The sequence below is a fragment of the Winogradskyella tangerina genome (genome assembly GCF_003260205.1).
GTDB classification, from domain to species: domain Bacteria; phylum Bacteroidota; class Bacteroidia; order Flavobacteriales; family Flavobacteriaceae; genus Winogradskyella; species Winogradskyella tangerina.
Genome location: NZ_QERF01000004.1, coordinates 289,863 through 305,366 on the forward strand (window position 1 = coordinate 289,863; position 15,504 = coordinate 305,366).

Genomic DNA, 15,504 nt, shown 5'->3' on the forward strand with positions numbered 1-15,504 from the left:
CTTTTTTATTTAATAAGTATAGCTGCTGGAATTTTAATGATTTCGAAGACTAAAAAACTCATGTGGTTTTTTATTATTCTCTTTATTGGTACTGCTTTTGTCTTTGGATTTGATATGATTTCGCGTGAGCAGAATACAGAATACATTCTAATTCGGTTAACGATCTATTTTGTGTTTTACATCACGGTTACATGGAATATTATAAAACAAGTATGGCAAGCCAAACGCGTTACCAAGAATGTTATAATGGGCCTTATGAGTGGTTATATCTCCTTGGGTTTTTTAGCGTTCTTTTTATTTATGTCTATAGAATTAACCAATCCAGGAGCACTGTCAGGACCATTATTAGATACCACAGATATGGCGCTTAAATCGGATGGGATCTTATATTATTCCTATATAACTTTACTAACGATTGGCTATGGCGAAATAGTTCCTACCATTCCAATAGCCCAAAAAGCGGCTGTATTGGTAGGGTTAATTGGTCAATTTTATCTCGTAATAATAACTGCTGTGGTTGTAGAGAAATATATTAAGCACTCCTCAACCAAGGACTAAAAAAAGACCCTAGATATAATTTCTAAGGTCTTTATTAAAACATCTATAATTTAAAGGTAACAACAGGAAGTTTCGAATGATTTACCAAGTCTTCGGAAATACTTCCTCCGAAGAAGTGGCTTAATCCAGTTCTACCATGTGTAATGATAGAAACGGCATCAGCGTTTGCACGTTTGGCATAATTAAGTACACCATCTTCAACCGTATGGTCGGCAGTGTAATCTATATTTAAGCTGCTTTTATCGAGTTGAGACAACTTTAAGAAATCAGACACATTCTCATTAATTTCATCAGTACTTAAGAAGCTTAAGTTTGGCAAATTCACATGTAATAAAGTTACCTTATCTGCTAATTCATTTAATAATTCTAATGCATTCTTAACTGCTGAAATACTATCTTCACTAAAATCACAACCTAAAACAATATTGTTGAAATTCACTGAGTCTGGTTTTGATTTAACCACCAAAACAGGAGTGTCGCTATAACGCACTACCTTTTCAGTATTCGAACCCGTGAAAATACCCTCATGATCACTATGACCACGAGATCCCATTACGATAAGATCAGCTTTTTCATGACTCGCAACATCGGCTACTTCCTTCAATACCTTATGGTGTTTAATTAAAGGAGTTACCGAAATTCCTTCTAAAAATGGCTTATCTAAGAATTTCTCAAATTCTTTATTGGTAACCATAAGCATAAAGGCGGTCTCTTCATTTCTGTCTGAACTAGACGCAGAGAAAATAGATTCAGAAAGCTCAAGCATATGCATAACAATAAGTTCAGCATTGTGTTGTTTCGCAAGTGCAGCGCCAGTTTCTAAAGCGTATTCAGAATGTTTTGAAAAATCGACAGGAATTATGATTTTTTTCATGATAGTTTATAATTAGTTATATCCTCAAATGTAAGAATTTGTTCACTCATAAAGAATGATAAATGACAGTTTATGACGAAATATTTTGTATTAATTTGAGTCTCAAATAACTATTTAGATTCTTATTTTTGCATAGCAATTTAGCAGATATGTACAAAGCACTATTACGACCTATTCTTTTCTGTTTCGATCCTGAAAAAGTTCATTATTTCACTTTTGGATTAATTAGACTAATTTCTAAAATTCCTGGTTTTAAAGGACTTTTCAGAAGTATTTATCGTGTTGACAATAGCAATTTAGAAAAAGAATTGTTTGGTTTGAAGTTTAAGAATCCTGTGGGATTAGCAGCCGGATTTGATAAAGACGCAAAACTTTACAATGAGCTTTCAAACTTTGGTTTTGGCTTTATTGAAATTGGTACCCTAACTCCGAAGCCACAATCTGGGAATCCTAAAAAGCGTTTATTCAGGTTAAAAGAAGATTCAGCGATTATAAATCGTATGGGATTTAATAATGGTGGGGTAGAAGCTGCTGTAGAACGCTTAAAACAGCGTTCAAAATGGTTGAAAGACAATGGGATTCTTATAGGCGGTAATATTGGAAAAAACAAAGTCACACCAAATGAAGACGCGGTTGAAGATTACAAGATCTGTTTTAATGCACTTTTTGATCATGTGGATTATTTTGTGGTTAATGTAAGCTCACCAAACACACCAAATTTAAGAGCACTTCAAGATAAGGAACCACTAACAGAACTTTTGAAGGCTTTGCAAGTATTGAATTTTCAAAAATCAAAGACGAAACCAATACTATTGAAGATTGCACCAGATCTTACTGATGAGCAACTCATGGATATCATCGATATTGTTTCAGAAACCAAAATTGATGGCGTAATTGCTACTAATACAACTATTTCTAGAGATGGACTGAAGAGTAAAAACAAGTCTGAAGCTGGCGGTTTAAGCGGCAAGCCATTAACTAATAGGTCTACTGAAGTGATTCGGTTTTTAGCAAAAGAAAGTAATAAGGCATTTCCAATAATCGGTGTTGGTGGCATAAACTCACCAGAAGATGCTATAGAAAAATTAGAGGCCGGAGCAGACTTACTGCAATTATATACCGGTTTTATTTATGAGGGGCCCAAACTTGTAAAAGACATTAACAGTGCTGTTTTAGCCAAATCGAAATAATAGTCTCTTTGTAATTAGAATTAGGGTTATCTATTCACTACCAATTTTTTACTCTCAACAGCACCCGATAAACTGGTCATTCGTGCGATGTAAATGCCGTCTTTTAAATCGGCCAAATCAATTACTTTTTTAGTTTCACCATTATCCGAAAACTTCACAAACTTTACACGTTTACCTAACACGTCATATAATGAAATCTCACTTAGTTGCTCTGCGTTAGAAATCGTTAAGGTCCCTGTTGAATTTGGATTTGGAAAAAGCTTGATGCTTTTAATTGATTCTTTATCATCGATGCTTAGGGTTGTACTTTTTAATGTGACGGTTAATGTACCTACCTTTTCAGAATTAAATGGGTAACCCATTGCGTTTGAAATATTCGTGATCACACCTCGCGGAATGGTCTCGGGATTAGTTGTGGAATAAGCATAACCATCCTCAGTACCGGCATCATGAGGAAACATATCGATTGTAAAAGTATCTTTCCAAGTATTTGTCGTTGTGTCCCAAAGATTTAAACTATTTACACCAATCATCCAATCAGGGCTAGGTGCAATCATAGATACCAAGGTTAACAATGGATATTCTTCAGAAACTACAACGTCGCTAAGTGTTGCTGAACTAATGGCAGCAAATGGAGAAAATACTTGTCTTAGCCATTGCTCAGCGTTGCCCGCATTGACCGCTGATTGCACTTCTGTGTCGAATGGCGAATTTATTCCAGATTCAGCCACAAGTTCTATTCCTGCTGAGGCTGTTTCACCTAATTCCCAGAAAGTAACATTGCTATTATGGTTGGCACCAACGAGATCAGACCAATGCGCATCAACTGGTAAAGTACCATGATCGCTAGAATTCCAAGAACTGGTAAAGGTGATATCATACGTTGCGGTAGATTGTGCCCAAACCACATTCATTTGAAATGCAAAAAGTAAAAAGAGGAATAATAGTGTAGTTTTTTTCATAGCAAATATTGAGATATAATATTTAAGTCGATGGCACAAAAGCTAGCTTACAATGAATAATGTATTTTAGCACAAATTTTTTAAGTGTGAATTACGACATTCTCCTTTCTTTTGCGCTAGCAACTTCTGCCTTAGCAATATCTCCAGGACCTGATAATATCTACGTTTTGGTTCAGAGTATAACCAACGGAAAGGCTTATGGGTTAGCAACGGTCTGCGGTTTAATAACAGGATGCATCATTCACACAACCTTATTAGCCTTTGGGGTTTCGGCGATTATTAAAGCTAATGATGATATATTTTTTGGTATCAAGGTCTTGGGTGCTGTGTACTTATTATATCTGGCATTTCGAGTTTATAAGTCGCACTCACAAATTGATTTTGATTCAGATTCCGCTCCTAAAAAAAGTTTGAAAGCATTATTTATCCAAGGATTTTTTATGAATGTCCTCAACCCTAAGGTGACGATCTTCTTTTTGGCATTTTTTCCTGGGTTTTTGTTTTCACAAACCATGAATACCATTTGGCAGTTTTATATCCTAGGCGGGATATTTATGTTTGTTTCCTTTATTATTTTCTCCGCAATAGCGTTGCTAGCCGGACAAATAAAAGTCTTCACTCTAGAACATAAAAACTCTGGTTTAGTATTTAAATGGTTGCAAATTGTGGTCTTTATAGGGATTGCAATTTTTATTCTTTTGCCAGATTGATTATCCTTCAGAATCGTTTTTAACTAAAGTTTGAAAACGTTTTCGTTAATCTTATCTTTGACCCAATGAACAAGGCTGTTAAACTTATAGAATGCCCTCGAGATGCCATGCAAGGCATAAAGGAATTCATTCCAACTGAAACCAAGGTGCAGTACATTCAGTCCTTGCTCCGTGTTGGTTTTGATACTATAGATTTTGGAAGTTTTGTTTCGCCAAAAGCCATTCCACAAATGGTTGATACGGCTGAAGTTTTGGCTCAACTAGATTTAAGCGCTACTAAAAGCAAATTACTGGCCATCATCGCCAATGTTCGTGGTGCTAACGATGCTTCGCAACATCCCGAAATTGATTATCTCGGTTTTCCATTTTCAATTTCTGAAAACTTTCAAATGCGTAATACGCATAAAACGATAGCTCAATCTGTTGAAACGCTTTCAGAAATATTAAATATTGCAGATCGCACCAATAAAAATGTTGTTGTTTATATCTCAATGGGATTTGGCAATCCTTATGGTGATCCATGGAATGTGGATATCGTAGGGGAGTGGACTGAAAAATTAGCAAAAATGGGCGTGAATATTTTGTCTTTAAGTGATACTATTGGTAGTTCAAATCCTGAAAATATAGATTACCTCTTTTCAAATTTAATTCCGAAATATCCGCATATTGAATTCGGAGCGCATTTACATACAACCCCAACAACCTGGTTTGAAAAAATCGATGCGGCTTATAAGGCAGGTTGTAGACGATTTGATGGGGCCATTCAAGGATTTGGTGGTTGCCCGATGGCCAAGGACGAGCTCACCGGAAATATGCCTACGGAAAAAATGTTATCCTACTTCACACAACAAAAAGCACACGACCTAAATGCAATGAGTTTTGAAAGTGCTTATAATGAGGCCACTAAGGTGTTTGCTAAGTATCATTAAAAAAGGCGTTACTAAAAATTAGTAACACCTTAAATTATGTTGATGAATGTGTTTTAGAATCTAAATTCCAGTCCTAGGTTAGCACCAAAGGGATGACCAGGTCTTAAGCCTGCAGGAACTCTAGATACAGCATAAGTCTCATCTAGTAAATTGATAATGTTTCCGGTAAAACTTAAACTTTGTGATAAATGGTACTTGGCCGAAAAGTCAATAATAAAATTTGAAGCCACTAACTCGTTGCTTGGTATATCTCCTGAACCTGCCAAGGTTCTAAATTCACCATTGTATCGTCCACTCAAATTAAGCTCGTATTTAGAGTGCTCTAACGAAACCATAATATTGAATTGATGTGTAGGGATATAAGGCAATTCATCGCCTTCATTAACTTCTCCCCAAATACTTTCATTGCTTCCAAAACTGTTTAAAAATTCAGTATTTGTAAACGTATAACCAAGCGTTATTGGTAACTTAAAATTAGAGTTGTTTGGTAAAAGTTCATAGTTCAATAAAAGCTCTAAACCACTAACGGCAACTTCACCAGCATTAAATTGATCTAATGAGCCTGTACCTCCGGTTGCAGCTAAATCACTTCCCAGTAAATTACTGTAATCATTATAGAAACCAACTACTTCACCTCTTAGTTGCCCAATTGTGAAGCGCGAACCAAGTTCATAATTGATGCTTTCTTCTGGTTCTTCACCTTCTTCACTTCCAGGAGGTGAAAATCCTTTATGTACGCCTCCAAAAACAGACATATTATTTGAGAATGCATAGTTAAATCCTATTCCCGGAATTAAAATATCGACTTTATTCTCTCTAAAAGCAATATCATTTCCATTTCTGTTAGGATCATCACTTCCAAAGTTTTCTCTTTGAAGTACAATATTCTCGTAACGTAATCCAGGTGTTAGGGTTAAATTTTTGTATTTCAACTTATACATAGCGTATGAGGCAAATGCTGTTGCACTGCTTATTCTATTTCCTTGTGCACCACGCGGTCCTTCAGAAGTTCTCGTCATTTCTTGGTTGATTATACTATAACCATCTTCCCACTGAAAACGGTCTTCTTCATCATAGTGGTAGCGTAATCCAACTTCAAGATCATGAAAAACATTCTCACCATACCAGTGATAATCGATTTTAGTCTGAATTCCTTTTGAATAGTAAACTCTGTTGTTGGCTTTCAATAGTAAGGCATCAGCCTCAGAATCTACATCTCCACGAACGATAGCCATGTGGTCTGCAAACTGATCCGGATTAGCTACAACATTGGCTATACGCTGTCTATCGCCATTAAAAACCACATCATCAAGTTTAAACCAATTTCTCGAGAATTTGTTATAATATCCATTGGTAGTGATTCTTACATCATTACTGAATTCTAAGGTATGAGTTAACATTAATTGAATCTGCTCGGCAGTCATTCTATCATCTTGTGATGAAGCATATCTATCAAATGGAGAAGAAGCAAAATCAGCTTCAGTTAAACCTAAATAGGTTTCGTTAGAACGTTCATCGTAATAGTGAAACTTGGTTTCTAAAGCTTGTTTTACATTGGCATCTGGGTTTGAGTTGATCCTAAATTTAGCTGTGAATTCGTTAATATCGAACCCGGTATTGCTATTATCAGGTAAATTCTTGAATCCATTCGAGCCAAAGTTTAAGTACTCTACCATATAACCAAAGTTTTTCTTGCTATCTCCCAGTCTCGCTAATAGTTGTTGGGTGTCGAAAGCTCCATAACTTGCTCGAATTTCACCGTTTAATTTATCTGGAATTTGAGCTGAGATCATGTTTATAGCACCACCAGTAGTAAATGGACCAAACTGAACTTGACTACTACCTTTCAAAATTTCAACAGCTTGCATTCTTCCTACAGAAGGGAAATAGTAAGCGGCAGGAGCACTGTATGGAGCAGGTGCAATTAAAACACCATCTTCCATTAAAGTAATCTTTGCGCTTCGTTGAGGTGATGTTCCTCTTAAACTAATATTCGGACGAAGACCAAAACCATCCTCCTCATAAAAGGTAACTCCAGGTACTGATCTTAAAGCACGGTTTATATCCGTATAACTAAATTTTTTGAGTTCTTCTGGTGAAAGGTAATAGGCGGAACCGGTTCTGTGTCTGGCCACATATTTACTTCCGAAAATTTTGTTGGCATCAATAAAAACTTCATCTAGTTTCTGAATTGAATCTTTAGGCTTTTGGTTTTGATTTTCCTGAGAATTTGTAAACGTTAAACTTGTCAGGCCAAGTAATGTAAGGGCAAATTTTAACTTCATTTATTTAGACTTGTTAAAAATAATAATTTTTTGATGGCGCAAAACTAAGGTCTGAAAATGTATTTTCAAAGTTTATTTAGAATAAATAAAAATAAAATTTCAAATCTTTTTGCTTAAAGATTACAAGGATTTGTCATTCAGGATTTTACAAATTAATGAGTGTCTAAATTCGAAATGTTAAGATTCGAATGATAAATATCTGAGGATATAATCTTTTAATTCAGTTAAGAATCAATTAGGAAGCACTAAGTGAAATAAAATCCGTAAATTTGCACGCAATTATATCTTAATTGCATCATGACAGCACACGAAAATAAAATCCTAGGTGAAGGTCTAACCTACGATGACGTCCTTTTAGTTCCAGCTTTTTCAGAAGTATTACCGCGCGAGGTAAATATTCAATCGAGGTTCACTAGAAATATCACCATTAATATCCCAGTTATATCTGCGGCAATGGATACCGTTACAGAAAGTAGAATGGCTATTGCTATGGCTCAAGAAGGCGGTATTGGCGTATTACATAAAAATATGACCATTGAGGATCAGGCACAGAAAGTAAGACGCGTAAAACGTGCTGAAAGTGGAATGATCATCGATCCAGTCACTCTAACTTTAGATGCTGTTGTTGCTGATGCAAAGAATGCAATGCGCGAGCATAGCATTGGAGGGATACCGATTGTTGATGACCAAGGAAATTTGAAAGGAATTGTGACCAATCGTGATCTGCGATTTGAACACAACAACAACAGACCAATTGTTGAAGTGATGACTGGTGAAAATTTAGTGACGGCACCAAAAGGAACATCACTAAAAGATGCCGAAACAATTTTACAAGCAAATAAGATTGAGAAATTACTAATTGTTGAGGGCGATAAATTAGCTGGTCTTATCACATTTAGAGATATTACAAAGGTGACGCAAAAACCTATTGCCAATAAAGATCACTACGGAAGATTACGAGTGGCGGCGGCAATTGGTGTAACTGGTGATGCCGTCGAGAGGGCAGAGGCCTTAGTAAATGCAGGTGTAGATGCTGTGGTGATCGATACGGCACATGGTCATACGAAGGGTGTGGTTGCGGTGCTTAAAGAAATAAAAAGTAAGTTTTCAGATCTTGAAGTGATCGTAGGTAATATTGCTACAGGTGAAGCTGCTAAATATTTAGTTGATGCTGGTGCTGATGCTGTGAAGGTTGGAATTGGTCCAGGTTCAATTTGTACAACACGTGTTGTTGCAGGTGTTGGATTTCCACAATTTTCGGCTGTGCTAGAAGTTGCAGCTGCAATTAAAGGTTCTGGTGTGCCAGTGATCGCTGATGGTGGAATACGCTATACTGGTGATATTCCGAAGGCTATAGCAGCCGGCGCAGATACTGTAATGTTAGGTTCACTTTTAGCTGGAACCAAGGAGAGTCCGGGTGAAACCATTATTTATGAAGGACGAAAATTTAAGTCTTACCGAGGAATGGGTTCAGTAGAAGCCATGAAACAAGGAAGTAAGGATCGTTATTTTCAAGATGTTGAAGATGATATTAAAAAATTAGTACCTGAAGGCATTGTAGGCCGAGTTCCTTATAAAGGGGAATTATATGAAAGTATTCATCAGTTTGTAGGTGGACTTAGAGCAGGTATGGGCTATTGCGGAGCGAAAGATATTCCTACACTTCAGGAAACAGGACGTTTCGTGAAAATTACCGCAAGCGGAATTCATGAAAGCCATCCACACGATGTGACCATCACAAAGGAGGCACCAAATTATTCGAGATAATATTTAAAAAAATAAAAAAGCAGCATCATTTTGATGCTGCTTTTTTTGTTTCAGAATAAAATGTTAATGTCATTTTTAACAGGGTAGTTTTCAATGTATCTTTGCATGTCCATGAAAAAGAACTCCATAGTTATTATAGGCGCTGGTATTGCAGGTTTGGCGGCTGCTATTCGTTTACGAGCGCAAGGCCACGAGGTTACTGTCTTTGAAGCTAATTCTTATCCAGGTGGTAAACTCACAGCTTTTTCAGAAAATGGTTATCGTTTCGATATGGGACCTTCATTATTTACGATGCCACAATATGTGGAAGAACTCTTTAAGGTAGGTCAGAAGAACATTTCAGATTATTTTGAGTACAAAAAAAAGGAAGTTGTATGCAACTACTTTTATGAAGACGGCACCACTTTTAGTGCATTGGCAGATATTGATGCATTTGCAGAGGAAGCTTCAAAAGTGTTCAATGTAGAAAAAACCGCTCTTATCGATTATCTTAATAAGAGCAAAAAGAAGTACGATTTAACCGCTTCTCTATTTCTTGAAAAATCGCTTCATAAGTCTTCAACATACTTATCTAAGGATACACTTAGGGCTATTTTGAGTATCAATTCATTGGATATAAATACGACTTTAGACGACCTCAATTCAAAAGTGTTTAAAGATGAGCGTCTCGTTCAACTCTATAATCGTTTTGCAACCTACAACGGATCTTCGCCCTACAAAACGCCAGGGATCATGTCTATGATTCCGCATTTAGAGCAGTATTATGGTACGTTTATACCAAAAGGAGGGATGCATTCCATCACCCAGAGTCTGTTTCAATTGGCTAAGGACATTGGCGTAACTTTTAATTTTAATACGAAGGTCGAAGAAATAATAATCAATAATAATAAGGTAGAAGGAATTCAAATTGAAGGCGAATTGATTAAGGCAGACATTGTGGTGTCTAATGCTGATGTTGTTCCGACCTACAGGAAACTGCTACCCAAGCAAAAAGCGCCTGAAAAGATCTTGAAACAACCAAGAAGTAGTTCGGCATTAATTTTCTATTGGGGGATTAAAAAACAGTTTTCGCAACTCGATTTACACAATATATTCTTTTCGGAAGATTATAAAACGGAGTTTGATTACATCTTCAATAAAAAGGACGTACATGACGATCCTACAGTGTATATCAATATTACGGCTAAAGATGAACCTAAGGATGCACCAAATGGTTGCGAAAATTGGTTTGTGATGATCAATGTGCCTAGTAACACCGGGCAAGATTGGGATGCAATAATTGAAAGATCGAGAGAAAACATAAAAAGAAAGATCAATAGGTTACTTCAAATTGATCTAGATGCGATTATTGAATACGAAAATATCTTAGACCCAAGATTAATTGAATCTAAGACCCAAAGCTTTCAGGGTGCACTTTATGGTGCATCAAGCAACAATAAATTCGCAGCTTTCCTACGACATCCAAATTTTAAGAGTTCCATAAAGAACTTGTATTTCTGCGGTGGTAGTGTTCATCCTGGCGGTGGGATTCCACTTTGTTTATTGTCGGGAAAAATTGTTTCAGAATTAATACAAAAAGCAAACTAAATGATAGATAGAAAGTTTATAAGATATTTATCGATCTTTTTAATTTGGCTATTCTCAATTTCAGGCATTATAGGATTTTTAACTCCTGAATACTCCGAATGGTTTTTGAGTATGACGCCATTTAATTTGCTTTTAACCTTCCTAATTATTTTGGTGAATATTGAAAAATTCAAAATTCAAATTCTTATAGCGGTTGCTATACCTTTTTTATTAGGATTTATTACTGAAGGTTTGGGTGTTAACTATGGTCTAATTTTCGGTTCTTATGCTTATGGTGAAAACCTCGGAATTAAACTCTGGGGAGTGCCCTTAATGATCTGTGTAAATTGGGCACTACTTACTATGGCCTCTGCTGATGTCGCAAAACTTTTTGCCAAGAATATCGTTGTTACTTCCTTGATTGGCGCAGCACTAATGACCGGATTAGATGTTGTATTAGAAGTTTCGGCTCCAAGATTTGATTATTGGGAGTTTGAAAACGGAGTGGTTCCGTTACAAAATTATATAGGGTGGTTCGCCACAGCTTTTGTAGCGCATTTGGGCTATCAATCATTTAAGATTGAAACTAACAAAGTCATTTCGTTGAATGTGTTAATTTCAATTGTTGTATTTTTTACTGTGTTTTTATTCTATTAAATGACGAAATACGATTATATCATTTTAGGTGCAGGAGCATCGGGTTTAATGCTGGCATACCGCATGGCGCAGGACAGCTTTTTTGATGATAAATCTATTTTGATCATTGATCGGGTAAGAGACAAGGGCAATGACAGAACCTGGTGCTATTGGGAAAATGGTGAAGGCGAATGGGATCATATATTAACCAAAACCTGGCCCAAAATTTTCTTCGGAAGTGAAAAATATTCAGATACTATTGAAATTGCTCCATACAGCTACAAAATGATTAGTAGCGAAAATTTCTACGATGCACTCTGGAAAGTTATTTCGAAAAAATCTAATATTACTTTTATTGAGAGCGCTGTAAAAAGTTTTAATGAGCACAAGGATAGCGTTGAAGTCATAACAGATAAAGAACATCTAACATGTGGCAAGTTATTTAATAGTATTGCTAAACCTGACCTCTATATTAAGCAGAAAAAATATCCGGTTTTACAGCAGCATTTTCTTGGGTGGTTTGTTAAAACAAAAGAGGAGGTTTTTGATGATTCCATAGCCACTTTTATGGATTTTACAATTGCTCAAAAAGGTAATACACGATTTATGTATGTATTGCCAATGGACAAAAAAACAGCACTCTTCGAATACACGCTTTTTTCGCAAGATTTACTTGAACGCTCAGAATACGAGGATGCCATAAAACAATATCTTTCAGAAAGAAATATTTCAGACTATGAGATCATCGAAAAAGAAATGGGCTCAATTCCTATGACCTCATTTAAGTTTTTCAAACTAGACTCCAAACATATTCTAAACATTGGTACTGCTGGTGGTTGGACTAAAGCCAGTACAGGCTACACCTTTAGAAACACCACTAAAAAAACAGAAAAACTCCTTTCATTTTTGAAACAAGAGCAAGATCTATCAAAATTCAATAGAATGACGAAGTTCTGGTATTACGACCTTCTTTTTTTAGATGTTCTTTATAAGTATAATAAGGAAGGCGCTAATCTTTTTGCCTCAATGTTTAGAAAGGGAAATACAAATACAATTTTTAAATTTCTAGATGAGGAATCGAGTGTAATCGAAGATCTAAAAATCATTACATCCGTACCGTCAAAACGCTTTATTCAGTCGCTCTTGAAGCGCGTGTTTTAATCATTCGAATATACCTGACCGCGATGAGGTTTTAGTGCGTCTCTAATCGGCTTCATTTCAGATTCATCGACTACCAAAAAAGCAATGCTGTGCATCTCACTATAGGTTTCTATACCTGTAATGTTAATTTGAAGCGCATTAAGGTTGATGTATTCTTTCAGATGGATAAGATGGTGCTCCGCAGTTTTTTGACTCGCCGGACCTCTAAAATCCCAGATCAATTTTAATTTACGCATTTGCAACTGAGGCGCCGTTTTCGGCAAAATTTTTAAAGTTAGTCATGTAAGTTTTGGTTTGCTTTTTGAAAGCTCTGGGCATAAAAAACAACATCGCGTTCATAGCAAAATTAGTCGGTTGATATTCATTTTTACAAGTCCATTTTGTATGACCTTCAGCAGTTTCAACAAAATAGTTTTGCTGTATGTTTCTTATACCTTTTGTATGATATGTTGCATGAAACTCCTCAGGGAAATTTTGTTTCGTAATAATTTCAATGACTTCAATTTTACGCTTGCCAAAATCGTAGTTTAATTTCATCTTGGCGCCAAATTGCCCTGGTGTCCCTGAAATATGCTCCGCGCTTACTAAGCCCTCCTGCCAATGTTTCATATTGTCTGTAGAATCCATACATTTTATCACTTCATTGAGCGATTTCTTAATGATGATTTCGGTGGTATATTTCATGCTTAAAAAACGATTACAAATAAATATAATAAAAGTGCGAATACTAACTCTAAAATATCGACGTTTCTACCATTTTAGATGCTGTAAGCATTAAAATACCTTAGTAATTTGATTCGAAATTATGATAGGACTTCAGCTTGTAAAATAGGCGATTTGTGTTATTTTTGCTCAATTCGCAATTTCATGTAGAATCCTGCAAGGGATGTTGACCTAACATAGAAAACATATGAAAATGAAAACTAATTTTAAATGGTTGTTTTTAGCCTTATTTGCGCTAAATTTTTCTTTTTCTCAAGAGAAAGATGAAATCCTCTTAACTGTTGATGGTGAACCAATTTTAACTTCTGAATTTTTAAGAGTTTACAACAAGAATTTAGATTTGGTAAAGGATGAAAGTCAAAAGGATGTAGATGGCTATTTAAAGCTCTTTACTGAATACCAGTTGAAATTGAAAGAGGCTAAACGTCTAAAGTTGGATGAAGATACAAAGTACTTACGCGAGTTTCAACAGTATAAAAGACAACTTACAAAAAATTACCTATCAGAAAATAAAGTCACTGATGCTCTTGTGCAAGAAGCCTACGATCGCAGTATAATTGACCTTAATGCTTCACATGTCTTAGTAAGGTTAGACGAAAGTACATCAGATACCTTAGCGGCCTATAACCAGATACTAAAATTAAGAGATCGTTTTTTAAATGAAGGGTTCGATGCTTTAAGAGCAGATGTTCACAACGGACAAAGCATATTTGTTGAGGACCTTGGTTATTTCTCGGCCTTTAAAATGGTTTATGATTTTGAAACTGCGGCCTACAATACGCCTAAAGGCGAAATTTCAATGCCGTTTAGAACACAGTTTGGCTATCATGTTGTAAAAATTAATGATAGACGCCAATCGCGTGGGACAGTAACGGCAGCTCATATTATGATTGCCTTACAGCAAAAAGATTCAACCATAGATCCAGAAGAACGTATTAAAGATATCTATAAAAAAATTCAGCAAGGTGAGAGCTTTGCCTCTCTGGCCAAACAATTTTCTGATGATAAAAGTTCTGCAAAAAACGGAGGTAAGTTGGCACCATTTAAAAGTGGACAGTTAAGTTCTATAGAGTTTGAAGACCAAGCCTTTGGTTTAGCTGAAAATGGCGATATGAGCGCACCCTTCAAAACGGCTTATGGTTGGCATATTGTAAAGCGCATTGATCTAGAACCAAACCCATCGTTTGAGGTTCAAAAACCTCAATTAGAAAGTAAGGTTAAACGAGATACGAGGTCTAAACTTATTAATACGGCGATGGTTAAGGAACTAAAATCACGCTATGATATCGTTGAAAATTTAGAGTCTAAGACTTATTTTGAATCCATTTTAACGGATGATTTCTTCAGACGTGCTTGGAAGCTTCCAGAGGGACTTGAAGCTGAAAAAACATTGTTTTCTATCAATAATAAAAAGGTTACCTACAACGATTTTGGGAAGCACCTATTCTCAATTCAACGTGCTTATAACGGTAGAAAAACTTCATTTACTAATGTGATCGAAAGAGAGTATGAGAAGTATTTCGAGCGAGAGATCCTTCAGTTTAGAGAGGAAAATCTAGAATTCGAAAATGAAGAATTTGCCAATATCCTCAAGGAATATAGAGATGGTCTATTGTTATTTGAATTAATGGAAAAGGAAGTTTGGAACAGAGCATCAAAAGATTCGACGGGGTTAGAGCAATTCTATCAAAAGCATAAATCCAACTACCGATGGAATGATAGAGTAGAGGTTTTAATGGCTTCAACGGCAGACCAGTCTATCGCAGAGCGCGTATTGAAGATGATGCAAAATGGTAAAGCTAAGGAAGAGATTGAGGCCGAATTAAATTCAGAAGCGAAAAAGAACATCATATTTACTAGTGGAGTTTTTGATCTTAATGATAATAAGCTCCCAACTAGCTTACGTTTCGAAAAGGGGATTGATAAAATATATGAACACAACGACGCGTTTCATGTAATAGAGGTAATTAATACCTTGCCAGCAGGCGATAAAACGCTTGAAGAAGCTAGAGGTAATGTGGTAAATGATTATCAGACCCAAATCGAAAATGATTGGCTTAAAGGACTGTATGGTCGCTTTGAGGTTGAAGTGAATAAAAAAGCACTAAAGGCCGTAAAATCGAAAATTAACAATCAATAATTT

The 15,504-nt window shown here is 36.0% G+C and carries 14 protein-coding genes; 9 read left to right on the plus strand and 5 right to left on the minus strand.

Features of this window, described 5'->3' with window-relative positions; translation table 11 throughout:
* The first annotated feature begins 60 nt into the window (after positions 1-60).
* Positions 61-558, plus strand: coding sequence for an ion channel (locus DDY94_RS08550; protein WP_157957279.1), 498 nt, complete (start codon positions 61-63; stop codon positions 556-558).
* Between the two features lie 43 nt (positions 559-601).
* Here DDY94_RS08550 and DDY94_RS08555 read toward each other — a convergent pair whose 3' ends face one another.
* Entirely contained in the window at positions 602-1,432 is an 831-nt protein-coding gene (locus DDY94_RS08555) for a universal stress protein (protein WP_111683684.1), read from the minus strand.
* 149 nt (positions 1,433-1,581) lie between these two features.
* On the opposite strand from DDY94_RS08555, the gene DDY94_RS08560 reads away from it, so the two are divergent.
* Positions 1,582-2,622 carry a quinone-dependent dihydroorotate dehydrogenase gene (locus DDY94_RS08560; RefSeq protein WP_111683685.1) on the plus strand — a complete coding sequence of 347 codons (1,041 nt, stop codon included), beginning with the start codon at positions 1,582-1,584 and terminating at the stop codon, positions 2,620-2,622.
* 26 nt (positions 2,623-2,648) lie between these two features.
* Here the strand turns inward: DDY94_RS08560 and DDY94_RS08565 are convergent, their stop codons facing one another.
* A complete protein-coding gene (locus DDY94_RS08565) occupies positions 2,649-3,584 on the minus strand; it encodes a T9SS type A sorting domain-containing protein (RefSeq protein WP_111683686.1) in 936 nt (311 codons plus the stop codon).
* Between the two features lie 86 nt (positions 3,585-3,670).
* On the opposite strand from DDY94_RS08565, the gene DDY94_RS08570 reads away from it, so the two are divergent.
* On the plus strand, positions 3,671-4,294 hold the full coding sequence (locus tag DDY94_RS08570; RefSeq protein ID WP_111683743.1) for a LysE family translocator: 624 nt from the start codon (positions 3,671-3,673) through the stop codon (positions 4,292-4,294).
* 65 nt (positions 4,295-4,359) lie between these two features.
* Complete coding sequence (locus DDY94_RS08575; RefSeq protein ID WP_111683687.1) at positions 4,360-5,223, plus strand: hydroxymethylglutaryl-CoA lyase; 864 nt, start codon at positions 4,360-4,362, stop codon at positions 5,221-5,223.
* Positions 5,224-5,276: 53 nt separating this feature from the next.
* Here DDY94_RS08575 and DDY94_RS08580 read toward each other — a convergent pair whose 3' ends face one another.
* Positions 5,277-7,508 carry a TonB-dependent receptor family protein gene (locus tag DDY94_RS08580; RefSeq protein WP_111683688.1) on the minus strand — a complete coding sequence of 744 codons (2,232 nt, stop codon included), beginning with the start codon at positions 7,506-7,508 and terminating at the stop codon, positions 5,277-5,279.
* Between the two features lie 297 nt (positions 7,509-7,805).
* Between DDY94_RS08580 and guaB the strand changes: the two genes are divergently transcribed.
* The 4 genes from guaB (at position 7,806) to DDY94_RS08600 (ending at position 12,638) form a co-directional block, all read left to right on the plus strand.
* A complete protein-coding gene (guaB, locus tag DDY94_RS08585; protein ID WP_111683689.1) occupies positions 7,806-9,275 on the plus strand; it encodes an IMP dehydrogenase in 1,470 nt (489 codons plus the stop codon).
* A gap of 111 nt (positions 9,276-9,386) precedes the next feature.
* Positions 9,387-10,862 carry a 1-hydroxycarotenoid 3,4-desaturase CrtD gene (crtD, locus tag DDY94_RS08590; RefSeq protein WP_111683690.1) on the plus strand — a complete coding sequence of 492 codons (1,476 nt, stop codon included), beginning with the start codon at positions 9,387-9,389 and terminating at the stop codon, positions 10,860-10,862.
* Entirely contained in the window at positions 10,863-11,498 is a 636-nt protein-coding gene (locus DDY94_RS08595; protein WP_111683691.1) for a carotenoid biosynthesis protein, read from the plus strand.
* A complete protein-coding gene (locus DDY94_RS08600) occupies positions 11,499-12,638 on the plus strand; it encodes a lycopene cyclase family protein (RefSeq protein WP_111683692.1) in 1,140 nt (379 codons plus the stop codon).
* Here the strand turns inward: DDY94_RS08600 and DDY94_RS08605 are convergent.
* On the minus strand, positions 12,635-12,874 hold the full coding sequence (locus DDY94_RS08605) for a hypothetical protein (RefSeq protein WP_111683693.1): 240 nt from the start codon (positions 12,872-12,874) through the stop codon (positions 12,635-12,637). The genes DDY94_RS08600 and DDY94_RS08605 overlap by 4 nt on opposite strands.
* Positions 12,867-13,322 (minus strand): SRPBCC family protein, encoded by a 456-nt coding sequence (locus DDY94_RS08610; protein WP_111683694.1) that lies wholly within the window; start codon positions 13,320-13,322, stop codon positions 12,867-12,869. Before DDY94_RS08610 ends, DDY94_RS08605 begins: the two co-directional genes overlap by 8 nt.
* A 232-nt stretch (positions 13,323-13,554) precedes the next feature.
* Here DDY94_RS08610 and DDY94_RS08615 point away from each other — a divergent pair, with 232 nt between their 5' ends.
* Complete coding sequence (locus DDY94_RS08615) at positions 13,555-15,501, plus strand: peptidylprolyl isomerase (RefSeq protein ID WP_232817844.1); 1,947 nt, start codon at positions 13,555-13,557, stop codon at positions 15,499-15,501.
* Positions 15,502-15,504: the final 3 nt, after the last annotated feature.